The 23,842-nt window shown below is 71.2% G+C and carries 19 protein-coding genes and 1 tRNA gene; 13 read left to right on the plus strand and 7 right to left on the minus strand.

The window, feature by feature from the left end; genetic code table 11:
* Window positions 1-46: 46 nt before the first annotated feature.
* On the plus strand, window positions 47-697 hold the full coding sequence (locus tag ABH926_RS09750) for a nuclease-related domain-containing protein (protein ID WP_370365074.1): 651 nt from the start codon (window positions 47-49) through the stop codon (window positions 695-697).
* Window positions 698-710: 13 nt separating this feature from the next.
* Here the strand turns inward: ABH926_RS09750 and ABH926_RS09755 are convergent, their stop codons facing one another.
* A complete protein-coding gene (locus ABH926_RS09755; protein WP_370365075.1) occupies window positions 711-1,424 on the minus strand; it encodes a PadR family transcriptional regulator in 714 nt (237 codons plus the stop codon).
* Window positions 1,425-1,538: 114 nt separating this feature from the next.
* Between ABH926_RS09755 and ABH926_RS09760 the strand changes: the two genes are divergently transcribed.
* Both ABH926_RS09760 and ABH926_RS09765 read left to right on the plus strand, forming a co-directional pair.
* Window positions 1,539-2,072: a hypothetical protein gene (locus tag ABH926_RS09760; RefSeq protein ID WP_370365076.1), complete on the plus strand. Its 534-nt coding sequence runs from the start codon at window positions 1,539-1,541 to the stop codon at window positions 2,070-2,072.
* A gap of 103 nt (window positions 2,073-2,175) precedes the next feature.
* Window positions 2,176-3,831, plus strand: a complete 1,656-nt coding sequence (locus ABH926_RS09765) for a hypothetical protein (RefSeq protein WP_370365077.1) — start codon at window positions 2,176-2,178, stop codon at window positions 3,829-3,831.
* Between the two features lie 52 nt (window positions 3,832-3,883).
* Here the strand turns inward: ABH926_RS09765 and ABH926_RS09770 are convergent, their stop codons facing one another.
* A complete protein-coding gene (locus ABH926_RS09770; protein ID WP_370365078.1) occupies window positions 3,884-5,104 on the minus strand; it encodes an ROK family protein in 1,221 nt (406 codons plus the stop codon).
* Window positions 5,105-5,215: 111 nt separating this feature from the next.
* Between ABH926_RS09770 and ABH926_RS09775 the strand changes: the two genes are divergently transcribed.
* The 6 genes from ABH926_RS09775 (at window position 5,216) to ABH926_RS09800 (ending at window position 13,015) form a co-directional block, all read left to right on the plus strand.
* The gene (locus ABH926_RS09775) at window positions 5,216-7,720 is read left to right on the plus strand and encodes a family 20 glycosylhydrolase (protein WP_370365199.1); all 2,505 of its coding nucleotides are present in this window, start codon (window positions 5,216-5,218) and stop codon (window positions 7,718-7,720) included.
* 62 nt (window positions 7,721-7,782) lie between these two features.
* On the plus strand, window positions 7,783-9,078 hold the full coding sequence (locus ABH926_RS09780) for an ABC transporter substrate-binding protein (RefSeq protein ID WP_370365079.1): 1,296 nt from the start codon (window positions 7,783-7,785) through the stop codon (window positions 9,076-9,078).
* Between the two features lie 40 nt (window positions 9,079-9,118).
* Complete coding sequence (locus ABH926_RS09785) at window positions 9,119-10,027, plus strand: carbohydrate ABC transporter permease (RefSeq protein ID WP_370365080.1); 909 nt, start codon at window positions 9,119-9,121, stop codon at window positions 10,025-10,027.
* Window positions 10,024-10,995, plus strand: a complete 972-nt coding sequence (locus ABH926_RS09790; RefSeq protein WP_370365081.1) for a carbohydrate ABC transporter permease — start codon at window positions 10,024-10,026, stop codon at window positions 10,993-10,995. Before ABH926_RS09785 ends, ABH926_RS09790 begins: the two co-directional genes overlap by 4 nt.
* A 34-nt stretch (window positions 10,996-11,029) precedes the next feature.
* Complete coding sequence (locus ABH926_RS09795) at window positions 11,030-12,010, plus strand: Gfo/Idh/MocA family protein (RefSeq protein WP_370365082.1); 981 nt, start codon at window positions 11,030-11,032, stop codon at window positions 12,008-12,010.
* An 18-nt stretch (window positions 12,011-12,028) separates the two neighbouring features.
* Window positions 12,029-13,015, plus strand: coding sequence for a Gfo/Idh/MocA family protein (locus ABH926_RS09800; protein ID WP_370365083.1), 987 nt, complete (start codon window positions 12,029-12,031; stop codon window positions 13,013-13,015).
* Between the two features lie 30 nt (window positions 13,016-13,045).
* Here ABH926_RS09800 and ABH926_RS09805 read toward each other — a convergent pair whose 3' ends face one another.
* Entirely contained in the window at window positions 13,046-14,338 is a 1,293-nt protein-coding gene (locus ABH926_RS09805; protein ID WP_370365084.1) for an MFS transporter, read from the minus strand.
* Entirely contained in the window at window positions 14,335-15,609 is a 1,275-nt protein-coding gene (locus ABH926_RS09810; RefSeq protein WP_370365085.1) for an aminotransferase class V-fold PLP-dependent enzyme, read from the minus strand. The genes ABH926_RS09805 and ABH926_RS09810 overlap by 4 nt, the downstream gene beginning before the upstream one ends.
* Here ABH926_RS09810 and ABH926_RS09815 point away from each other — a divergent pair.
* Window positions 15,608-16,999, plus strand: a complete 1,392-nt coding sequence (locus ABH926_RS09815; RefSeq protein ID WP_370365086.1) for a PLP-dependent aminotransferase family protein — start codon at window positions 15,608-15,610, stop codon at window positions 16,997-16,999. The genes ABH926_RS09810 and ABH926_RS09815 overlap by 2 nt on opposite strands.
* A gap of 4 nt (window positions 17,000-17,003) precedes the next feature.
* On the opposite strand, the gene ABH926_RS09820 is transcribed toward ABH926_RS09815, so the two are convergent.
* From ABH926_RS09820 to ABH926_RS09830, 3 genes are all read right to left on the minus strand, one after another.
* The gene (locus tag ABH926_RS09820) at window positions 17,004-17,966 is read right to left on the minus strand and encodes a serine hydrolase domain-containing protein (RefSeq protein WP_370365087.1); all 963 of its coding nucleotides are present in this window, start codon (window positions 17,964-17,966) and stop codon (window positions 17,004-17,006) included.
* 133 nt (window positions 17,967-18,099) lie between these two features.
* Window positions 18,100-20,169, minus strand: coding sequence for a protease pro-enzyme activation domain-containing protein (locus ABH926_RS09825; RefSeq protein WP_370365088.1), 2,070 nt, complete (start codon window positions 20,167-20,169; stop codon window positions 18,100-18,102).
* A 246-nt stretch (window positions 20,170-20,415) separates the two neighbouring features.
* Window positions 20,416-20,486, minus strand: a tRNA-Gly gene (locus ABH926_RS09830).
* 139 nt (window positions 20,487-20,625) lie between these two features.
* Between ABH926_RS09830 and dcd the strand changes: the two genes are divergently transcribed.
* The 3 genes from dcd to ABH926_RS09845 all read left to right on the plus strand — a co-directional run bounded on the left by dcd (window position 20,626) and on the right by ABH926_RS09845 (window position 23,737).
* Window positions 20,626-21,249: a dCTP deaminase gene (gene dcd / locus ABH926_RS09835; RefSeq protein ID WP_370365089.1), complete on the plus strand. Its 624-nt coding sequence runs from the start codon at window positions 20,626-20,628 to the stop codon at window positions 21,247-21,249.
* A 115-nt stretch (window positions 21,250-21,364) separates the two neighbouring features.
* Window positions 21,365-22,252, plus strand: coding sequence for a hypothetical protein (locus ABH926_RS09840; RefSeq protein WP_370365090.1), 888 nt, complete (start codon window positions 21,365-21,367; stop codon window positions 22,250-22,252).
* Window positions 22,253-22,474: 222 nt separating this feature from the next.
* The gene (locus ABH926_RS09845; protein WP_370365091.1) at window positions 22,475-23,737 is read left to right on the plus strand and encodes an MFS transporter; all 1,263 of its coding nucleotides are present in this window, start codon (window positions 22,475-22,477) and stop codon (window positions 23,735-23,737) included.
* The last annotated feature ends 105 nt before the right edge of the window (window positions 23,738-23,842 follow it).

Here is a 23,842-nt window from a genome sequence, read left to right on the forward strand (position 1 = left end):
GAAACGCATCAAAGACTCCCTGTGGTGGGCCCTCCCAGTCACTGTCGTGTGCGGAATCATCGCGTCGGCGATGACCCGCCACGGCTATTTCGGCGTGGGCTTCGCGGCACTGGTCCTGCTGGCGCTGGCCGACCTGGCCTACACCAAGCCCGACCACGTGAGCGTGGCCGGCCGCCGGGCCTCCGGCGAGGCCGCCACCGCGAAGGCGATCAAACCTTTGAGGTTCCAGGGCTTCACCGCCCTGCACGACCGCCGCCTGGCCCCCGGCGCGGTCCCCGGGATCCCGCCGGTGGACATCGAGCACCTGCTGATCGGCCCGGCGGGGGTGTTCCTGCTGGACTCCAAGAACTGGGCCTCGGCCGGGCCGCAGCTGATCGGCGACAAGCTCTACGTCGGCATGGACAACCGCGAGGGCACCCTCAAACGCCTCGACCTCGAGGCGCAGAACCTCACCTCGGCCCTGCGGCCGAACCTGCCGCGCGGGGTGAAGGTGGAGCCGGTGCTGGTGGTGCACGCCAAGGACCTGCAGCCGACGCCGCGCTTCCTGGAGGGGGTCACGATCCTGCTCCCAGAGCAGTTCCCCTCGGTCTTCGGGCGGATGCGCCAGGTCATGACCGCGAGCCAGGCCGCGAAGCTGGCCGAGACGCTGGACATGGTGCTGCCGGCGCGGTCGGGGGACCGGCCGGTCCGGAAGTAGGGCGGCGGCGGGCTCAGCCGCCGGCCGCCGCGGTGTCAGTGCCCGTGCCCGTGCTTGTGCCTGTGCCGGTGTCGGAGTCGGAGTCGGTGTCCGTGTCGTCGAACGGCTGCAGCTCCTCCAGGCTCCACGTCAGCTCGCCGGCCTCCAACTCCCGCACCACGCCCTCGATCCACCGAAGCTCGGCCTCGGTGATCGCGACCAGATACTCGTCGTCCAACAACGTGACCTTGGGCAGGCCGTACTGCCGGGCGTCCGCCATCCCCTGCTTCGCTTCGGCCAGCGACTTCGCCACGGCCTCCCGCCGTTCGCGCAGCGCGGCCAGCGCCGCGTCCGGCCCCAGCATCATCAGGAACGACAGCGCGGCCGGGAACTCCGGGTACTCCGGCCGCGGCACGCGCACGATGTCGTCGATCCACGCCTGGGCCGCCTCGCGTCCGGCATCGGTGAGCTCGTAGACGGTCCGCTCCGGGTACTGCTGGTCGCGCTCGGTCTCGCGGACCGCGATCAGGCCGGCCGCGGTGAGCCGCTCCATCGTCTTGTACAGGCTCGCACGCTGCCCGACGTTGACGACGTTCTCCTTGCCCCATTCCTTGAGCAGCCGCTGCACGCCGTACGGGTGCAGCGGCTTGTAGCCGAGCAGGGCGAGGACCGCGAGGGCCAGCGGGGAGCGGCGCGTCGCGCCGGCCGCGGAGTGCTGGGCTTTTGCTGAGTGCTGGGCTGCTGCCATGTGCTCATCATAGCTACCGGGAGACTAGTTTCAAGTTTTCTAGTTGACATGCGACTAGTGCCAGTGCAACTATTTTGGTGTCGGCAAGAAAACAGACCCCGAGGAGCACCCGAAATGACCACCTCCACTTCCACCACCTCCACCATCCGCACCGTCGCCGGCGCGGCCGCCGAGCCGGTCCGCCTGCACGTCGACCACAACGCGGTCAAGCGCCTGGGCAACTGGACCAGCGCCGACCGCTTCGAGGTCCACGCCCGCCGCGGCTCGGTCGTGCTGGATCTGCGCTCGCCGCGGATCCCGGCCGGCGAGCTGGTCGTCGACCTGGACCTGGACCGCGCGATGGTGAAGCTGCTGCTGCCCGACGACGCGGTCGTCGACCAGGGCGACATCGTCTGGAGCGGCAGCGGCAAGGTGAAGGACGGCGTCGGACAGCAGAACGAGCGCAAGGGCGTCGTGCCGGCCGAGGGCGTGCGCCGCGTGCGGCTCACCGGCCGGATCCACGGCGGCGAGGTCCGCGTGGCGCGGGGCGGCGTGGCCATGCTCGCGGCGATGTTCACCCGCGAATACGTCGAGGACGCCAAGCGGGCGCGCTGCGAGGGCGCCTGGCCGACCGTCGACGACCCGGCCCGCGCCCCGAAGAACGCCTGACCGCTGCCGCGAGCGGTCACCCGGAAGAAGCGGCCGGGTTTTGTTCGCCCCTTGATTCCGGTCACGGGTACCGCGGAGGCGGGAGGCCCCCTACGCTTGCCGCGTGAAAAACGGAATCCGCGGCCAGGACGCCCGCCCGAGTTGGCAGCATGTCCAGTCCTGGGCGGACAAGCACCCGGTGCCCTCGCTGATCGGGGCCGGCGTGGCGGCGCTGGTCGTGCTCGCTCTGGCCGGGCTGCTGGCCTGGAAGCTGCGCGGCAAGGACCGCTCGGTCCGGGTGCGCGGGCTGGTGGCGCTCGGGACGCTGATGGCGACCATGGTCCAGGCCTCCGGCATGTGGCACTTCTTCGGCAACGTCATGCACATGTCGGTGGCGTACAAGATCGTGATGTTCCCCTTCCTGGAGATCCTGATCCTGGCGTTCGGCCTCAAGGCGCTGGAGAAGGCCGAGGAGGCGGGGAACTGGCTCATCTACGCCGCGATGCTCTGGATCCTGGCCATCTCCTCCGGCGGCATGTCGGCCAGCGACTCCTCCGGGTTCCGCGAGGGCCTGTTCCGGCTCCTGGTCGCGGTGGTCATCGCCGTCCTGTGGACGCTGGACCTGCTGGACCTGTGGCTCAAGGCCCGCAAGAAGAAGGCCGAGGAGGAGGGCAAGCCGCTGGAGACGATCCGGTGGCGCTTCACCCCGCGCGAGCTCGGCATCCGGCTGGGGCTGGCCTCGGCGGACGGCTCGTCCCTGTCCGACCTGGACGCCAACCGCCACTTCGAGCGCTACCTGCGCGTCTCCGACAAGCTGAGGATCCTCAAGGAACACAACGCCAAGGACGCCGCGATCCACCGGATCGCGACCCGCGAGGCCAAGGCCAAGGCCAAGCTCCAGCGGCACGCGCGCCTGCACGCCGACCCCAGTGCCCTGATGAGCGCCCTCGGCGCCCAGGCGGTGGCCGACGCCCAGTCCCGGCTCGGCATCGACGAGGCGCAGACCGAGCTGAGCCTGGCCAAGAAGGCGGCGGCGGACCAGGCGGCCGAGGTCGCGAGCCTCACCGACCGGTTGCGGGCCGAGCGCGACGCGGCGGCGGCCGCCGCGCAGGAAGCCGCGGCGCGGATCGCCGAGCTCGCCGAGGAGCTGAAGGCGGACAAGGCCGCCGCGGCCTCGGCCGCGGACAAGGACCGCGCCCAGCTCGCCAAAGAGGTGACGAAGCTCCGCGCCGAACTGGAGGCGGCGCACGCCCGGACCACCGCGGCAGACCTCGATCTCGAGGCGACGCAGCGGGAGCGCCGGGTCCTGGCCACCGAGATCGAGATCGAACGCCGCGAGCGGACCAGCATCGAGCAGATGCGGGCCGACGAGAACACGGCGGCCCAGCGCCGAATAGCCGCGCTGGAACGCGATCTGAACGAGCTGCGCTCCCGGCCCACCGCCGCCATCCCGGCTCAGCGGCCGGCGCCCGGCACGGTCGTCACGCAGGAGCCGGCCGAGCAGGCCAAGCAGGTTGAGCAGGCCGAGCCGGCCGCAGTGCCCGAACCCCCGGCGGCCAACGGGCGGCCCAGCGCCAAGCAGGCCTACTACCAGGCCGCCGACCAGCTGACCGGCCAGGGTGCCGACCGCGACCACCCGCTGCTGAGCGACCACGGGCCGACCCGCAACGACGCGGTCCGCGCGCTCGCCGACCACCTCGGCTTCAAGGAGACGACGGTCCGCAGATACGCCAAGTCCTATGTCGAGGACAGGAGCCCGGCGGCGGCCGAAGAGCGGTGACAGGGCTCGACGACGCGACCGGCCGGTGCGGCGGCGTGGCGCCGACCGTCCCTCACACTCCCTCGCGCGTGTCGACCGCCTCGACCACGTCTTCCACCTCGACCACGTCGATCGCGGCGAACGCCGAAGCCGTAGGCGCCGGGAACCCGGCCGCGGTGGTCACCGCCTTCTGCAGGAACTCGTCGATGGCGTCCAGCGCCAGCCGGATCGCCCCGAGGCTGACCGACTGGTTCCCGAGCGAGGACACGCTCACCGTCGGGATGCGCGAGTACGTGTACTCGTCGATGTAGCGCCGCAGCGGCTTCAGCAGCGTCTCCCCGGCGCGGACGTTGCCGCCGCCGATGACCACCATCCGCGGGTCCACCGCCAGCGCGAGAGCCGCGATCCCGAAGGCCACGCCCTGGCTGAACGCGTCGACCGCGGCCACCGCCTCCTCGTCCCCGCTCGCGGCGAGGGCGAAGACCTCCTCCCGGGACTCCACGCGGCCCTCGTCCCGCAGTGCCTCCAGCCGGGCCGGCGCGTCCGCCCAGCCGACCTGGGCCAGGGCCCCGATCTCGCCGGCGCCGCCGGCGTGCCCGCGGTAGAGGCGGCCGGCCAGCAGCAGGCCGGCGCTCGTCCGGTTGCCGGAGTGCACGAAGACCATGTCGTCCACGTCCTGTGCGACGCCGCGCCAGTGTTCTGCGACGGCGGCCAGGTTGCAGTCGTTCTCCAGCAGGATCGGGCAGCCCAGCAGGGTTCTGAGCCGTGCCGCCAGGTCCGGGTCGGGGCCGTGCGTCGAGTTGCCGACCTGCTCGATGCGGCCCCGGTGCACCACTCCTGGTACGCCGACCGCCGCGACCCACACGTCCGCCAGCCCGCGTCCGGCCGATTCCAGGGCCTGGCAGGCCGCGTCGTGGACGGCGTCCAGATGCGATCGCGGCGAGGCCGCCGGCGGGACCGCCCGGTAGGCCGACGCCAAGGGCTCGCCCCGCAGATCCGCGACCGTCGCCACGATGTTGTGCGGTCCGACGTCGATGCCGAGCAGCGTCCCGGCCTCGGCGCGCAACCGGTAGTGGCGGGCCGGCCGGCCGGCGCCGGGGTGCCCGCTCTGCCCGTGTTCGGCCAGCCAGCCCAGCTCGACCAGGTCCAGCACCACCGATTCGGCCGCCGTCCGGGACAGGCCGGTGGCGCCCGCCAGGGCGGCGATCGTCCTGGGTTCGTCGTGCGCGCTGCGCAGCGTCGCCAGCAGGTTGATACGCCGGAGCAGTGACCGGTCGCCGCCGCGTGTGGCCATGAGCCGCCTCCTTTGCGAATGTCGTGATGACCTGCCGCGTCCGACCCTTGACGCTCCGTCAGCAGAATATTAACTTCAAGTTGGTTATTTAAAACGGAGGACTGGGTGACGATGACGGATCAGGACAGCGGGACCACTCCGAACGCCACGACGAGCCTGCCGGCGACCCTGCCTGCTCTTCAGCAGTGGACGCCGGGCACCGGGTCGGGATACGCCTGGCCGGCCCCGGGCCGGATCATGGTCCACGCGGCGGACTCCGCGGCGCTGGCGGCGGACGCCCAGACCTTCGCCGCCGACCTCGCTGTGGCGCTGGACGTCCCGACTCCGGCGGTCGTCTACGGCGCGCTGGCCGACCCCGTTCCGGGCGACATCTTCCTTTCGCTGGGGTCGACCGACGGTCAGCTCGGAACCGAAGGGTACAGCCTGAGTGTGGGGCCGGTCCTCACCCTGACCGGCCAGGCGGCTCTCGGGGTGTTCTGGGGGACCCGCACCCTTCTGCAACTGTTGCGGCAGAGCAAGACGCTCCCGCCCGGAACGGCGCGGGACTGGCCGCAGTACCCGGTCCGCTCGGTGCTGCTCGACAACAACAGCCGGTACTTCCCGCTGGGCCTGTGGCGCAACGAGATCCGCGAGCTCTCCTATCTCAAGATCAATGAGCTGATGGTCTACGTGTCCGGGCTGGGCCTGTTCGACGAGCAGATCCGGGAGCTCAGCGCCTTCGCCGCCGGCTACCACGTCAACCTCGTGGGACAGGTCAACATGCCGGGCCACATGGACTCGGCCCGGGAAGGCATACCGACGCGCTACCAGCTCACCGACAACACCGGCGCCCCGATCCCCGGCGCCCTGGACATCACGAACCCGCTGGCCGTCGCCTGGGCCCGGGAACAGGCCCTGATGTACATGAACCTGCTGTCCGCCCCGATCTGGCACACCGGCGGCGACGAATACCCGCTCTACAGCAAGAAGCTGAACAACCCGACGCTGCTGCCGGCCCTGGTCCGCTACGCCAACCGTCAGTACGGACCGAACGCGACGATCGAGGACGCCTACCGCGCCTTCATGAACGACACCAACACGGTGGTCAAGGCGCAGGGCAAGAGCATGCGCATGTGGAACGACGACCTGTTCGCGAACACCGCGGTGACGCTGGACACCGACATCACCATCGAGTACTGGCTCGGCGGCGGCCTGTCCCCGGCCGCGCTCGCGGCCGCCGGCTACCAGCTGATCAACGCGAACGGCCACATGCTGTACTTCGACGAGAACCAGCCCGGGGGCGCCAACACCAGCGGCCAGCTGATCTGGGAGGACTTCGACCCCGGGGTCTTCGAGGGCGACCAGACCCTGCCCGGCGGCGCCACGGACCCGCACCTGCGCGGCATCAAGCTGTCGTCCTGGGACGCCGTCGCCGAGGACGTGGGCCTGCTCGAGCGCGATCTGCAACCGCTGCAGCGGGCTCTCGCCCAGCGTGCCTGGGGCTCGCCGAAGCTCTTCCCGACCTGGGCCCAGATGGCGTCGACCGCCGCGGCCGTCGGACGGGCGCCGGGGTTCTTCGACACTCCCGCCGCGGGGGACCCCGGCGCCACCTCGCTGCCGAGCGCCAAGGCAATCGTCTTCGAGAACGCGCAGAACACGTTCACCATCCAGGCCAACGGCAGCCTCCTGCACACCTACTACAACGGGGGCGCCTACACGACCGAGACGGTCGCCGCGGCGGGCTCGGCCGCCGGGCAGCCCGCGGGCTTCGCCTCCAACACCCAGCAACACGTCTTCGGCCGCGGCCCCGACGGCCACCTCCACCACTGGTTCACCGGCTCGGTGGCCGGCGGCTGGACCCAGGAGGACTGGACCGCCAAGGCCGCCGGTTCCGGAAGCCCCTCGCTGGATCTGGCCGGCGATCCCGCGGGCTTCCTGTCCGGCTCCAACCAGCATGTCTTCGGCCGCGGCAGCGACGGCCACCTTCACCACTGGTACTACAACGCCGCGAGCAACACCGTCGTCGCGAACGACTGGGGCGGCCAGTTCACCGGGAACCCGTCCGCGGTCGTGTTCGGCGCGGCGCAGGTCGTCTTCGCCCGGGCCGCGGACGGGACCCTGCACCGTTGGTGGTGGCAGGAATCAGACTCCTTGTACGTCCACCAGGACACCTGGGCCGGCCCGCTGCTCGCCGCCGACGCCTCGCCGATGGCGCTGAACTACGCCGAGAACCAGATCCACGTCTTCGCCCGCGACACCGCGGGCCATCTGCAGCACTGGTGGTACGACGCCGCGGCCGGGCAGAACCGCGTGGAGGACTGGACCGCCGCGACCGGGCTCTCGATCGCCGGCAGCCCGTCCGGCTTCGTGTTCGGCGACCAGTACCACGTGTACTTCCGGGACGCGGCCTCCAACCACCTCGACCACGTCTGGGGCACGACCGGCCTGGGCCTGGGCCGGCAGGACCTGAGCGCGATCACGCCGGGCGGCGTGGTGGCCCTGGCCGGCGACCCGTGGTCGTACAACGTGCTCAACGCCGAACAGCACGCCTTCGGCCTGGATTCGGCCGGGCACGTGCACCACTGGTTCTGGCGGGAGTCGGACAACTCGCTCCACCAGGACACCTGGCAGCAGTAGCGGCTGCCTTTCCACCCACGAAGAGGAACCAAGGACGTTCTATCGAACCGAGGTGATCAGCCGTGCACGGACTCATCCGCAGACGCATCCCCCTGGCCGGTCTGGCTGTCGCGCTCGTCGCCGCACTGGGCGTCGGCGCGTGCGGGACCAAGGAGAACAAGACCAAAGCCCCGGCGCATCCCACGATCTCCTACTGGTCCTCGTGGCGGGTCGGCGAGCCGCAGCAGGTGATCTTCGCCGACGCCATCTCGGCCTATGAGAAGGCCACGGGGGTCACGGTCAACGTGCGCTGGCTGGGCCGGGACTACGGGGACAGCGTGAAGAACGCCGGCGCCGTGGGCAAGGCGCCGGACGTCTACGACGACGCCGACGACCACATCACCGACTTCCGCGCGCACGGGCTGATCCAGGACCTGTCCGGGATGATGAGCATGACCATCCCCAACGACGGCGTCACCCTCGGATCGGTCCTGCCGACCTCGGTGCAGAAGGCGTCCTCCGACGCCGCCGGACTGGCGATGATCCCCTTCACGCTCGACTCCAGCGGCATCTGGTACGACGCCGCCACCCACCCCGAATGGGCCACCAGCCCGCCGGCCACCTTCGACGACCTGCTCGCGGCGGCCGAGAAGATCAAGGCCGCCGGCGGGATCCCGTTCGCGCAGGACGGCACCGTCAACGGCTACAACGCCTACTGGATCTACTGGCTCCTGGACCGGCACGGCGGTCCCGGCACCCTGGCCGCCCTGGGCAAGAGCCCGGCCGGCTGGGACAACCCCGCGGTGCTCGCCGCCGCGCAGGACGTCGAGCGGCTGGTGAAGGCCAACCTGTTCGAGCCCGACTACATGGCCACGAAGTACCCGGCGGCCCAGAACCAGTGGGCCCAGCGCAAGGAGGCCATGAACATCAACGGCACCTGGCTGAACAGCGAGACCTCGCCCGACCAGGTCTCCGGGTTCCAGGCGCAGATGTTCCAGTTCCCCTCGGTGCCCGGCGGTTCGGACTCGGTGGAGGTCGGCACGATCGGCTGGAGCATCAACCCCAAGTCGCCGAACGTGGCCACGGCCGAGTCCTTCCTGGCCTTCATGATGCAGAAGCAGTACATGAGCCGGATCTCGACCCAGGCGCTGAACATGAGCTCGCGCTCCGACGTGCCGGCACCGCCGACGCTGGCCGCCGCCCAGAAGGCGATCATCGCCGCGACCAGCGTGCAGCCCACCGACGACGGCGCCTCGAACCTGTACACCGGCTGGTGGAACGACGTCTTCCTGCCGCTGGACGACCAGCTGTTCTCCGGCAAGATCACGGCTCAGCAGTTCGTCAGCACGGGCAAGTCCCAGACCGCGTCCTATCACTGAGCTCTGATTCCCCGAGCCGTCAGGGCGGGAAGGCGGGACCATGGCGCGCACCGTCGGCGGAGTACGCGGCGAACGAGACCGGGTCTACGTTCCCTACCTGCTTCCCGCCCTGTTGATCTACACAGTCCTGTTCATCGCACCGGCCGCCGTGACCGTCTGGTACAGCTTCACCAAATGGCAGGGACTGGGAACCCCCGCGCACTACACCGGGCTGGCCAATTACCGCGCGATGCTGTCCAACCCGGTGTTCCTCACCTCGTTCCGCAACACCCTGATCCTGGTGGTCGTCGGCGGCGCGTTCGTCTTCGCGCTGACCTTCCTCACCATGGTCGTCGTGCGCGAGATGCGGGGGCGGGCGTTCGTCCGGTCGATGCTGTTCGTGCCGAGCATCCTGTCGCCGATCGCGATCGGCACGGCCGTCGGCTTCCTGCTCAATCCGGACGGCGCGCTCAACCGGCTGCTCTCCGATGTCGGACTGCACTCGCTGACCCGGGGCTGGCTCGGCCCGGACCTCATCTTCAAGTGCATCGTCGCCGCGGTGGTCTGGATCTCGACCGGCTTCTACGTGGCGATCCTGATGTCCCGCGTCGACGCGATCCCCGAGGAGCTCTACGAGACGGCGCGGCTGGCCGGGGCCAACCGGCTGGAGCAGTTCCGCTACATCACCTTCCCGCTCAGCCGGGACGCGCTGTCCACCGGCGCCGTGCTGTGGGTCATCGGGTCGGTGAAGACGTTCGAGATCGTGATCGCCTTCACCGGCACCGCCGGGTCGCCCCCGATCCAGGCCCGCACCGCGGCGGTCGAGCAATACCTGTCGGTGACCGGCGGGGTCTCCGGGACGCCGCAGCTCGGCTCGGCCGCGGCCATCGGCGTCGTGATGTTCCTGCTGACCGCGGTGCTCGTGGTGGTTCTGCGGCGGCTTCTGCGGTCCGAGGCGGTGGAGCTGTGAACCAGGCTGCTGACGACGTCGCGCCGGCGGGCGCCGCCACGGCGCGGGCGAAGGCGCGGCCGGTCCGCGGTCGCCCCGGTCGCCCCGGTCGCCGCGGTCGCCGCGGGATCGACCGGCTGGACGCGCTGTTGTGCGCGGCGGTGCGCGGCGTGCTCTGGCTGTGGGTCGCGATGATGGTGGTCCTGACCCTGTGGGTCGTGCTGTCCTCGCTCAAGACCAACGGGGAGGTCTTCGAGAACCCGTTCGGCCTGCCGAAGTCGCCGCAGTGGCGGAACTACAGCGTCGCCTGGTCGGTGTCCGGGTTCGGGCAGGCGGCGTTCAGCTCGGTCACCGTGGTCGCCGCCGCCGCGCTGCTCACCATGGCCCTGGCCACCCCGGCGGCGTACGTGCTGGCGCGGGTGGACCGGCGCAGCGCCTCGCGTGTCATCACCTACTTCGCCATCGGCATGGGGATCCCCGCGCAGGCGCTGGTGGTGCCGTTCTTCCTGATGGCCAACGACCTGTCCACCTTCATGACCGACTGGGTCACCGGCTGGTGGGACGACCGGATCTCGCTGGCGCTGATCTACATCGTCCTGTCCCTGCCGTTCACGGTCTACCTGCTCACCATGTACTTCCGCTCGCTGCCCACCGAGATCGAGGAGGCGGCCGCGGTGGACGGCGCCGGGCCCACCCGGACCTTCGTGGCGATCATGCTGCCGCTGGCCCGGCACGGGCTGGTGACCGCGCTGGTGCTGAACATCGTGGCGCTGTGGAACGAGACGCTGTTCGTGCTGATCGTGGTCGGCGACCCGCAGCAGCGGACGCTGCCGGCGACCCTGCTGGAGCTGTACAACACGATGCAGTACACGTCGGACTGGGGCGGGCTGTTCGCCGGCATCGTCATCCTGGTGATGCCGATGATCCTGCTCTACCTGTGGGCCGGCCGGCGGATCGTCCAGGCCATGACGCAGGGCGCGCTCAAATAGCCGCGCCCGATTCGCTATGAGAGGTGAGATCGCAATGCTCAAAGTGGCGATCCTGGGCTTCTGGCACGTCCACGCGACGGGCTACGCCGAGGCGATCCGGGCCCATCCCGGCACCGAACTGGTGGCGATCTGGGACCCCGATCCGGCGCGCGGCACCGAGGCTGCCGAGCGGTGGGGCGTCCCGTTCGTGCCAGACCTGGAGACCGTGCTCGCCGGCGACGTCGAGGCGGTGGTGGTGACGACGGCGACGGTCGAACACGCGGCGGTCATGGTGCGCGCCGCGGACGCCGGGAAGCACATCTTCGCCGAGAAGCTGCTCGGCGTGGACCTCGGCGAGGCAGACGCCATCATCGCCGCCGCGCGGCGGGCCGGGGTGGCGCTGACGGTCGCGCTGCCGCGTCTGACCGAGCACTACACGCGGACCGTCGACCGCCTCCTCCAGGCCGGCGGGTACGGCGACCTGACGTACGCACGGGTCCGGCTGGCCCACGACGGTTCCATCAACGACTGGCTCCCCGCACGGTTCTACGACCCGGCGGAGGCGGTCGGCGGCGCTTTCACCGATCTGGGCTGCCATCCCGTCTACTTGCTGGACCACTTCTTCGGCCGGCTCCCGGTCTCGGTCTCGGCGGTCTACGGCCGGATGAGCGGCCGCGGCGTCGACGACAACTCGGTGGTCACCTTCCAGTACGACGACGGTGCGATCGGGGTCGCCGAGACCGGATTCGTCGCCGCGGGCTACAGCCCCTTCACGATCGAGCTCCAGTGGAACGGCGCCACCCTCTTCTACGGCTACTCCGGCGAGGAGTTCCTGCTGTGGCAGGAGGGCCGGTCCCGAGTGCTGGAGGCGGCCGGCCAGGACGGCCCGACGCCGTTCGAGCAGTGGGTGGAGCACGCCGCGGCCGGGACTCTCGACGAGGCCAACCTGACCGCTGCCCGCAACCTCACCGAGCTGGTGACCATGGCCAACGAAAGCGCCGCGACGGGCTGTTCCGTCTCGCGCCCGCCCAAGTGACAGAACCGGAGATACATCATGGCGAAGCGGTTGAGGGTCGGGATCATCGGAGCCGGCGGCATCGCCGGCGTGCACGCCGAGGCCTACGCGCGGATGCCCGAGACAGTGGAGGTCACCGCCGTGGCCGACGTCAACCGGGCGGCGGCCGAGGCCCTGGCCGGCAAACTCGGCGCGACCCCCCACGAGGACTACCGCGCGATGGTGTCCGCCGTGGACGCGGTCGACATTTGTCTGCCGCACCACCTGCACGCGGACGCCGCGATCGCCGCGGCGAAGGCGGGCAAGCACATCCTGTGCGAGAAGCCGCTGTGTATGACCCCTGACGAAGCCGCGCAGGTCCGCCAGGCGGTGCGGGAAGCGGGCGTCACCCTCATGTGCGCGCACAACCAGCTGTTCCTGCCGGCGGTCGCCGCGGCCAAGGCCGTGCTGACCGCCGGCGAACTCGGCGACGTCTACGAGGTCCGCACGAACGACGCCTTCCGCACCACCTTGACCGCCGAGTCGGCGGGCTGGCGCGGCAGCGCCGCGACCAGCGGCGGCGGGGAGCTGATAGACACCGGCTACCACCCCTCCTATCTGCTCCTGCACCTCGCCGGCGGCCGGCCCGCCCAGGTCACGGCGATGCTGGCGAACCACCGCCTGGACTTCCTGGACGCCGAGGACTCCGCACAGGTCCTGGTGCGCTTCGACAACGGCGTCGTCGGCAACATCGCGACCAGCTGGGCCTACCAGCCCCCGGCGGACACCGAGCGGTTCGCGGTCTTCGGCTCGAACGGCTCGCTGCGCGGCGGCGGCGAGTGGCTGCACCTGGAGACGGTGGACGGCGGCTCGCGCTCCGAGCGCTTCCCCGCCGTGGACACGTTCGCCGCGGAGATCGCGCACTTCGTGCACTGCGTCACCACCGGCGAACGCCCGCCGCACACCGAGGTCGAGGGATCGGTGGTGCTGGACCTGATCATGGCGGCCTACCGGTCGGCCGAAGCCGGTGCCGTCGTGGCGGTGTGAGCGCCGCGGCCGACCGGGTGCGGTCCGGGGCTAGACCGGCAGCTCACGCAACCGGCTCACCGGCGAGAGCACCAGGGCCACGATGACCGCCCCGGAGAACACGGCCGCGGCTATCAGGGCGTTACGGTCGCCGATCGCCCCGGACAGCAGCCCGGCGGTCAGCCCGCCCAGCGCGCCGCCGCCGAACAGCAACATGCGGAAGCACGCGGTCATCCGGCTCAGCAGCGCCTGCGGCGTCGCGGCCTGGCGCAGGCTGACGATCACCACGTTCGCGATCCCCAGACCCAGATAGGTGGTGAAGAAGGACGCCGTCACCAGCGCCGCCACGGCCGGCTTCGGCCCGCCGGCCACCGCGATCAGCGCGGGTCCCGCGAGCAGCGCGCTCTGCGCCCAGAAGTACACCCGGCCCAGCCGGAAGCGCGCGATCACCTTGCGGGAGGCCACCGCCCCGATCAGGCCGCCCACCGAGGCGGTCGCGAAGATCGCGCCGAGCGCGGAGGCCGCCAGGTGCAGGTCCTGGGTCCCGTAGAGCAGGAACATCGTCCAGACCGTGATCATCGAGAAGTTGCAGCAGAAGCCGACGACCGCCAGCCACCGCAGGATCCGCGTGCCGAACACCCACGCCAGGCCCTCGCGGATCTCGCGGGGCAGGTTCCGCCGGGCCGCGGGCGCCGGGCGCGGCTCGCGCTTGCGGACCGCCAGCAGCGAGGTGACCGACACGGCGTAGGAGCAGGCGTCGACGATCAGCGCCGTCGGCGCGCTCAGCACCGAGACCAGCAGGCCGGCCAGGCCGGGCCCGGCGACGTCGGAGGCCGACGAGCTCATCCCCATCTTGGCGCTGACCTCGACGTAGCGGCGCTCGTCGCCGTCCACGAGGGTCGGGGCGTAGGGCATCCAGCTCACGTCGAACAGCACCGAGGCGACGCCGACCGCGCAGGCGATGACCAGCAGCACCGGCATGGACAGCGCGTGCGCCGCGGCCAGCACCGGGACCAGGCCGACCAGCACCATCCGGACCAGGTTCGTCGCGATCATCACGTGCCGGCGCCGGACGCGGTCCGCCCACGCCCCGAAGACCAGCGCGAGGCCGATGTAGGGCGCGAGCTGCAGGAAGCGCAGGACGCCGACGTCGGCGTCGGAGGCGTGGAACGTCGAGATCGCGGTCAGCGGCAGCGCCAGGTTCGACACCTGCGTGCCCAGCAGCGACACCGTCTCGCCGAACCAGAACTTGAGGAAGTCCGGGTGGTGCCACAGGCTGCGGTCGGCGGACACCGGGCCGGAATCGGGCGCCTGCGCGGCGGACACCGCCGTCGGGGCGGTCACCGGACCACCCTGCGCGCGGCAGAGGTGGCCGAGGCGGCGGCGGCACCGGTGGCGGCGAGTTCGGCGACGGCCACCGCTACGGCCGCGACCTCCTCCTCGGTGTTGTAGTAGTGCGGCGACAGGCGCAGACACCAGTCGACGTCCTTGTCGCCGAAGTCGTAGACCGCGAACTCCCGGAAACTGAGCGCCGAGTTGATGCCGCGGGCGTCCATCGCCGCCTTGAACGGCTGCGGCTTCCAGCCCTCGATGGTGAAGGTGACGAGGGCGCCGAGGGCCGCCCCGTGTTCCAGGACCCGGACGCCCCTGATCGTGTGCAGCATGGAGCGCAGCTCAGCGGCCAGCGCCAGAGCCCGTGTACTGCCGGCCTCCACGCCGACCGCCGTGGCGTAGCGGGCGGCGGCCGCGCAGCCCAGGAGCGTGGCGTACGGGAACTCCCAGTCCTCGAAGCGCTTCGCCGTCTCAACAGGCTGATAGCGGTCCGGAGCCACCCAGCGGGAGCCGTACATGTCGATGAACAACGGCTCGTACCCGGCGTCCAGAACCCGATCGGACACGTACAGGAAGCCCGAGCCCCGGGGCCCGCGCAGGTACTTGCGGCAGGTGGCGGTGAGCAGGTCGCAGCCGATCGCCTCGACGTCGACCGGGATCTGGCCCGCCGACTGGCAGGCGTCCACCAGGTAGAGCAGGTCCAGCTCGCGGCAGTGCCGGCCGATCTCGGCGACCGGCTGGACCAGCCCGGAGTTGGTGGGGATGTGGGTGGCCGCGACGAGCCGCGGCCGGTGTTCGCGCATGAGATCGGCCATCGCCGCGACGTCCACGCCGCCCTCGCGCGTGTCCGGGGCGTGCACGACCCGCACGCCGAACCGCTTGCGCAGCGACAGGAAGGCGATCTGGTTGGAGATGAAGTCGTTGCGGGTGGTCAGGATGACGTCGTCGGGTTCGAAGGGGATCGCCGACAGGCCGGTGGCGAAGGCGTGGGTCGCACTGCTCGCGAACGCGATGTTCTGCGGCGCGGCGTTGATGACCGCACCGGTCGCGGTATAGAAGCCGGCCACTGCCTCGGCCTGGCGGGCCGCCGCCTCGTAGCCGCCGATCCGGGCCTCGAGGTCGAGGTGCTCGACCATCTCCCGCAGCACCGGGGCCGGGATCAGGCCGCAGCCGGCGTTGTTGAAGTGGATGACCTCGGCGCAGCCGGGCGTCTCGGCGCGCAGGGCGGCGACGTTCAGTAGCGCTTCGGCGGTAGCGAGTGTAGCGCTATCATCGTTATACATGAATGACGATAGCACCACGGTCGCGCTGGCCGACAGTCTCCGCCGGCTCGCGGACCGGCTGTCTCCCGGCGACCGCCTGCCGAGCAGCCGCGACCTGATCGCGGAACACCAGGTGAGCCCGGTGACCGTGGCCCGCGCGATCGCCCGGCTCGTGGCGGAGGGGGTGGTCGTGACCCGCACCGGGAGCGGGACGTTCGTCGCGCCCCGTGCCCGGCAGGGAAGTGCTATCGCCGACACCGCTTGGCAGACCGTCGCGCTGGCCGACCGTTTCGTCGGCGGCGACCAGATCACCGCCGCCCTGGGGCCGGCCCCCGAGGGCACGATCCTGCTCGACGGCGGCTACCTGCACCGCTCGCTCCAGCCGACCGGCCTGCTGGGCTCGGCCCTGGCCCGCGCCGCGCGCCGCATCGACGTTTGGGACCGCGCGCCGGTCGCCGGGCTGGAAGCACTGCGCGCGATGTTCGCACGCTCGGTCGGCAGCGGGGTGGGCGCGCAGGACGTGCTGATCACCTCCGGCGGTCAGAGCGCGCTGTCCTTGGCGTTCCGCGCGCTCGCGGCCCCGGGCGGCCCGATCCTGATGGAGTCGCCGACCTACCCGGTGGCCGTCGAGGCCGCCCGCGCCGCCGGACTGCGCCCCGTCCCGGTCCCCATGGACGACGACGGGATCCGGCCGGACCTGCTGGCCGAGGCGTTCGCGATGACCGGCGCGCGGGTGCTGTACTGCCAGCCGACCTTCCACAACCCGACCGGCACGGTCCTGACCCCCGAGCGCCGCCGCCAGGTCGTCGCCATCGCCCGGGCCTCCGGCGCGTTCCTGGTCGAGGACGACTTCGCCCGGCTGCTCGGCCACGGCGGGCCGGTGCCGCCGCCGCTGGCCCGGGACGACCGCGACGGGACGGTCGTGTCCCTGACCTCGCTGACGAAGCCGGCCGCGCCGAGCCTGCGGGTCGGAGCGCTGGTGGCCCGCGGCCCGGTGATGGAGCGGCTGCGCGCGCTGCGCCGGCTGGACGACTTCTTCGTGGCGCGCCCGATGCAGGAGGCCGCGCTGGAGATCCTGGGCTCGCCAGCCTGGGACCGGCACCTCAGGACCCTGAGTACCGCGTTGCGCGAGCGCTGCGCGCTGGCCGCCGCGGCCGTGGCGATCGCGCGCCCGGACTGGACCGTGACCCGGGTGCCGGCCGGCGGGCTGCACCTGTGGATCCGCCTCGCGCCCGGCGAGGACGACCTGGCCGTGGTGCGGGGCGCGCGCGACCGGGGCGTCGCGGTGAGCCCCGGACGCGGCTACTTCGCGGCCGAGGCGCCGGCGGCCTACGTCCGGGTCGGCTTCGCCGCCGCCGCGCACCACGCGGAGTTGAGTGAGGGGATCCGGCGGTTGACGGCGTCGGACTGAAGCCCTACTCGGCGAAGGCGTCGAGCTCCACGGCCAGATCGTCGCCGGTGAGTCCGCGCTGTAGATCGCTGAGACGCTTGGCCATCCGCGGCAGGAGCTGGGTCTGGTTCCCGAGCGCGACACTCGCGTAGCCGTGCTCCGGCGCCAGCAGGACGGCGGACCGGTACCCGTTCAGCCGGCCGTTGAGATACATCTGGCCGGAGGGCCCGAGCGCCCAGGCCAGGCCGTAGGTCATCCGGTCCTCGGCACGGGTCCGGGGCCGGCGGATCTCGTCCAGGAGCGCCGGATCGTCGAGCAGGTGCTCGGCGAAGGAGAGGTAGTCGTCCGCGCAGGACCAGAGGCCGCCGCTGGGGCGCCGTCCGCGCGGGTAGTCCTCGACCGGGAGCGGGGTCTGGTCGTCCCAGCCGGTGATCAGTGCATATTCGCCCCGAAGACCCGTCGCCGGAGTGGCGAATCCGGTGTGGGCCAGGCCCCAGGGAGCGAGCAGCATGGTGTCGAGGGCTTGCTCGTAGGCGCTCCCGGTGACGGCCGCGAGGAGGCAGCCGACCAGGAAGTAGTTGCCGTTGTAGTACGACCAGCTCTCGCCGGGCTCCCGGTCGTTGCCCGCCCGGACCACCAGCCGGGCCGCTTCCGTGAGGACATCAGGGCCTTGTCCGAGCGCGGCGACGGTCGCTCCGTCCACCGATTCGCAAAGCCCAGACACCTGGGCGAGCAACTGCTCGACGGTGATCGCGGCATCGGCCCGCCAGTCCGCGGCCAGAGCCGGCAGCAGTTCGATCGCCGGTGTCGTGAGCGGGATCCCGTGCTGTGCGAAGGCCCGCACCGTCGCCGCAGCGGTCAGCGGCTTCGTGAGCGAGGCGATGCGGAAGACCGAGGAGCCGTCGGCGTCGAGCGGGCCGTCGGTCTCGACCGTGCGCAGTCCCTCCCGCGAGACCCCGACGACCACACCCGCAGCTGCTGCACTCATCCCGCGCCTCCGCCGATCCCACTTCCAGCGATCTTCCGTTGCCAGCCAGTCGATCACTGTACGGCGCAAAGGGAACTGCCGGGATCCCCGAAGGAATCCCGGCAGTTTCGGTACTGCGTATCCGTGCTCCGTCCTAGAACGAAGCGAGGTACCGGCCGTTCGGGCTGCCCACGCCGGTGGCGTTGTCGTAGCCCTTGGTCGCGTGCAGGTCGACGCCGTCGCCGAACAGGCGCAGCGAGGGCGCGGTCGGCGCGCCGCGGACCACCGCCAGCGGTGTGTTCGTGCGCGGGTGGTCGGTCACGTCGGTGAACAGACCGAAGGTCGCGCGCAGGTAGATCTCCGGGTTCGCGAAGCCGATCGGGCCGCCCTGCGCCTGCTGCGCGTCGGCCTGGATGCCGACGAAGGTCGGGGCCGCCAGGCTGGTGCCGCCGATGCGGGACTCGGCGTAGCCGGTGGAGCCGTCGGGCAGCTGCTGGGTGTAGCCCTGCAGGAAGCCGGTACTCGGGTCGCCGTAGGCCGCGACGTCCGGGACGACGCGCTTCGGCGAGGTGGCCGTGCCGTTCAGGAGCGTGCCGGACAGCGAGGACGGGACCGTCCAGCTCTGGTACCAGGGCTGCGCGAACACGTCGCTGGTGCCGCCGCCACCGCCGTAGAGGTAGGACGGGGTGGTCCACGCCGAGTTGCCGGTGGCCGGCGCCGAGCTCGAGGTCTGCCACGAGGTCTGGAACTGCACCTTGTTGTCCGCGCCGATGGCGATGCTGGTGCCGCCGACCGAGGTCACCCACGGCGAGGAGGTCGGGTACTCGGCCTGCGACCGCGAGGAGCCGGCGTCGGCCCCGCACCCGCTGGCCGGGTTGTCGTCGCTGCAGTCACCGGCCGAGAAGTAGAAGCCGATGCCCTCCGCGGCGCCCTTCTGGAAGGTCTGCTCGTAGGCCTGGATCAGGGACGGGTCCATGTCGACCGGGTTGCCCGAGGGGTCCAGGGAGTGGATCACCTCGCCCCAGGAGTTGGAGACCATGTCCGCCAGGTGGTGGTCGACGACCAGCTGCAGCGAGTCCAGCAGACCGCCGTTGGCCGCGACGCCGCCCCCGGCGGTGTCGAAGCAGGAGTTCGCGCCGATGTAGAGCACGTTGGCGTCCGGCGCCATGCCGTGCACCGACTCGACGTCCAGCGCCTCCTCGCCGGCCCAGCCGGCCGGGCCGCCGCACGCGTCCTGGTCGGTCCACTGGCCCGGGGTGACGATCTCCGAGTACTGCCCCGGCCGGAACGGCTTGTCGCCGTGCCGCGTCGCGTACTCGTTCGCGTCGGCCTTCATGCTGGGCAGGCCGTACGCGTCCAGCACCGCGACGGTGACGCCCTTGCCGGTCAGACCGCTGCCGGTCACGCCGTAGGCGCCGCGCACCTGCTTGGGCGTGTAGCCGCAGACCGCCCACGGCACGGACTGGCCGTTCAGCGAGGGCAGGCCGGTCGCGAGCTTCTGCCCGCTGTAGTCCGAGCAGGGATAGGTGCCCAGGTAGGGGACGCCACCGGAGCCGGTGGTCGCGGTCTTCTTGTCGGCCGCGTCGGAGCCGCCGGAGCCATCGGTGTTGTTCGGCTTGTTGGCCGTCCGGTCCTGCGCCAGCCCGGTGATGCCGATGATCGCCGACCGCACCCCGGCCGGCACGCTGACGTCGCGCGACGGGGCCCGCAGCGAGCCGTCGGAGGTGGCGTACTCATGGAAGGAGGTGTTCAGGGCGGCCGCCACAGCAGCGGCACTGCCCTGCACGGCTATGTAGTCCTCGGTCTGCCCGGTCACCGTCAGCCCGGCACCACCGAGCCACGCCTTGACCGCGGCCACCTGCGCCGCACTGGCCCCGAACCGCGCCTGCACCTGCGCCGGCGTCAAGAAGTGCCGATAGGCGGCACTCTTGGGATCGGTCACCGACCGCGCATAAGCGGCCAGCCCCTGCGGATCCTGCCCGGCGAGGTACACACGCACAGCCACCGGAGCCGCAGCCGGAGCCGCCCCCCGATCAGCACTCGCCGAAGCCCACGCCGGCTTCGACCCGGAGATCACATCGGCACTGGCGGCATGCGCAGCCCCCGCGCCCACCAGGAACATCGAACCGGCGGCCAGCGTCCCGGCCACGGACATCGCACCGGCGACCCGCCGGCCCCTGCGCGAACGGTTGAGGCGAGAGGTCGCATTTGTGGGTTTTGCCACGTTGAGCTTCCTTCGTAGAACCGGCACCCGCGTGTGCCTACGGTGGCGGCCCCCACGGCGTGCGCAGCGGCGGGATCATGCGGCTGCGTGGGTGATTCTGACGATGAACAAGGGGTTGCGACAGGGGGCACCGGATCACGGAATGGCAAATAACGGGAGGGCGAACTTCGCGAAGCGTGACAGGGTGTCTAAAAACACTGAGAGCCCAGGTACCGGAATCCGGTCTACCTGGGCTCTCCTCGAGTGAGCGGGCGACGAGAATCGAACTCGCGCTCTGAGCTTGGGAAGCTCATGTTCTACCATTAAACTACGCCCGCACAGGCACCCACCGGCGGGATCCGCCCGGCGGGCCGCCGTATGAGCGCCAACTGTACCTGATCGCTCGGGATCGCGTCACGGAGGTTGGGCGGGAGGCCGCGGGGCGGGGCGTGTTCGCGGCACGGTAGCGTTGGGTGCGTGTTGCTCTCAGATAAGGACATTCGGGCGGAAATCGATGCTCAGCGGGTCGTTCTAGACCCGTTCGAGCCCGCGATGGTGCAGCCCTCCAGTGTGGATGTGCGGCTGGATCGCTTCTTCCGGGTGTTCGAGAACCACCGGTATCCGTTCATCGATCCGGCGCAGGAGCAGCCTGAGCTGACGCGGTTGGTGGAGCCGGATGGGGATGAGCCGTTCATCCTGCACCCCGGGGAGTTCGTGTTGGCCTCGACGTATGAGGTCGTGACGCTTCCGCAGGATCTCGCCGCGCGGCTTGAGGGGAAGTCGAGTCTGGGGCGGTTGGGGCTGCTGACGCATTCCACCGCCGGGTTCATCGACCCCGGGTTCTCCGGGCACGTCACGTTGGAGCTCTCCAATGTCGCGACGCTGCCGATCAAGCTGTGGCCCGGTATGAAGATCGGGCAGTTGTGCTTCTTCAAGCTGTCGTCGGCCGCCGACAATCCGTACGGGTCGGCCGTGAACCAGTCGCGGTACCAGAATCAGCGGGGGCCGACGCCGTCGCGGAGCTACATGAACTTCCATCGGACGGACATCGCCAAGGCCGACAAGCTCGCCGAGGCTGACGGCGGGGACTTCGCCGACTGATACGGCTACAGCGCCGACCGCTGCCGACCGCTGCCGACCGCCGCCCGGCGCGCCGACCGAGTGAATCTGCGCCCGGACGCGAATACCGGAGCCCGCCTGCTGACACAGTGACGATGTGGTCGCCCTGTCAGCTCGTTGGCCTTTCGCCCGCCCGGCGGACCAGGCCGTCCCCCGCCCGGACCGCCTGCTCCGGGACAACCCGGTGCTCCTGCTGTCCGCGCTCCAGGCTCCCGGCACGGTCGCGGGGCTGATCGCGACGTGGCATCCGGGCTGGCGGCCGGCGGACCACCCCGTGGACGGCCCCGTGGACGCCTCCGTCGATCGCCCCGCGGACGCCCCCGCGCCGCCCGCGCCCACGCCCCTGGCCGACGACATCCGCTGGCACGGCCCCCTGCGCCTGACCCCCATGCTCCGCGCCGACGCGGGCCTGCCGGCCACCGGCCCGGCGGCCTCGCTCGGCCTGGCCTACGTGGCCGAGGCGCGGCGTGCCCGCACCAAGATCGGCGACAGCCGGCACGCGGACCTGCTGCGCCTGCGCTACCCGCAGGGCCTGCCGGCCGGCGCCGAGGCCGAGGCCTGGCACCTGGTGCGCGGGCTGGCCAAGCGGCTGCGCGGTGTGGCGCGCCTGCCCGGCGGCCCCGTCCACGCCCCGCACCAGGACGCGCCGCTGCCGGGTGACGCCGACCATGCCGTCTTCGGCCACGAGATGCTGCCGTGGATCGTGCTGCGCGAGATCCTGCGGCCGATCGTCCCGGAGCTGACCCGCGAGGTGGTTCGCGGCGCCGGCGGCTACATCCTGCGGCACCGCGATCTGCTGGAGGTGCGGGTGCGTCCGGCGGGGCCGGGGACCCGGCTGCCGCACGCGCTGCGGGGCCGTGCCGACGAAGCCTGGCCGCGCTGTATCTACGAGTTCTGTGATACCTCGCCTATCTGCCGCGTCCTGCGCTTCCGCGCCCGGCCGGCGCGCCGGCCGGGCACCCGGCTCGGGCCGGTGCCGCGCTGATCGCCGAGGTCACAGGCGGTGTCCACCTCGATGCGGACGGTTTCCCCGAGGAAACCAGGACGTTCACCACCAGATGACACGGTCCTGACGCCGGACTGCGGGTAATGCCCGCACCCCCGGTAATGGGGGTTACAAAAACTCGATACTGAGGTAGGCTAACTTTCGCACCCGAGGCGGTCGGGCCCCGGGGCACCGAAGCACCCTTGGGGGGCCTGCCCAGCCGTGAAGTCAGCCACCTTCTCCTCGCTGTCGATCCGCAACTACCGTCTTTTCGCCAGCGGCATGGTGGTGTCGAACACCGGCATCTGGATGCAGCGCATCGCGCAGGACTGGCTCGTCGTCTCGCTCACCGGCTCCGGGACCGACCTGGGCATCGTCACCGCGCTGCAGTTCGGACCGGCCCTGATATTCAGCCTGTGGGGCGGCGCGCTGGCCGACCGCTACCGCAAGAACCGCCTGCTGATGCTCACCGCGGCCCTGACCGGGCTGTGCGCGCTGGTGCTGGGCCTGCTGGTGGTCTCCAACGCGGTGCAGCTGTGGCAGGTGTACGTCATCGCGCTGATCGGCGGCACGGTCACCGCCTTCGACAACCCCGCGCGCCAGTCCTTCGTGATCGAGCTGGTCGGGCCCGAGGACCTGCCGAACGCGGTCTCGCTGAACGCCGCCACCTTCAACCTGGCGCGGATGCTCGGCCCGGCGCTGGCCAGCCTGGCGCTCGCGGTCATGGACGTGGGCTGGGTGTTCATCACCAACGCGCTCACCACGCTGGCGATCATCACCGCGCTGGCCCTGATCCGCCGCGAGGAGCTGCACGCGCCGGTCCCGATCGTGCGCGCCAAGGGCCAGTACCGCGAGGCCTTCAGCTACCTGCGCACCCGCCCGGACCTGGTGGCCGTGCTGGCCTGCATGTTCTTCCTGGCCACCTTCGGGCTGAACTTCCAGCTCACCAGCACCCTGATGGCCACCCAGACCTTCCACCTGGGCAAGGGCGTGTTCGGCCTGCTGAACATCATGCTCGCGCTCGGCGCGCTGTCCGGTGCGCTGGTCACCGCGCGCAAGCGCCGGGTCGGGGTGGCGCTGGTGCTGCTGTCCGCCTGCGGCTTCGGGCTGGCCGCGACCGTGGTCTCGCTGATGCCGAACCCGGTGCTCTACGGCGCGCTGCTGCTGCCGGTCGGGGTCATGACCATCATGGTCACCACCGCGGCCAACGCCACCATGCAGACCGGTGTCGAGCCGGAGATGCGCGGCCGCGTGATGAGCGTCTACATGGTGGTCTTCCTCGGCGGCACGCCGGTCGGCTCGCCGCTGGTCGGCTGGGTCGGCCAGCACTTCGGGGCGCGCTACGCGGTCGGCGGCGGCGGGGTGATATCGCTGGTCGCCGCGGTGATAGCGGCCTACGCGCTGGCCCGGGTGAAGGGCATGTCGGTGCGGGAGCGGGTCCTGGCGCACACGCCGCCGCGGCTGGCCGAGCGGCTGGCGGCCTGAGGGAGCCGGCGAAGGGGTGATCGCGGTGATCGCGGTGACCGAGGCGATCGAGGCGACCGACGGCGTGTGACCGGCGGGTCGCGGCGTGACATGGCCGAGAAATGC

Origin of the sequence: Catenulispora sp. GP43 (assembly GCF_041260665.1) — a bacterium.
GTDB lineage: Bacteria > Actinomycetota > Actinomycetes > Streptomycetales > Catenulisporaceae > Catenulispora.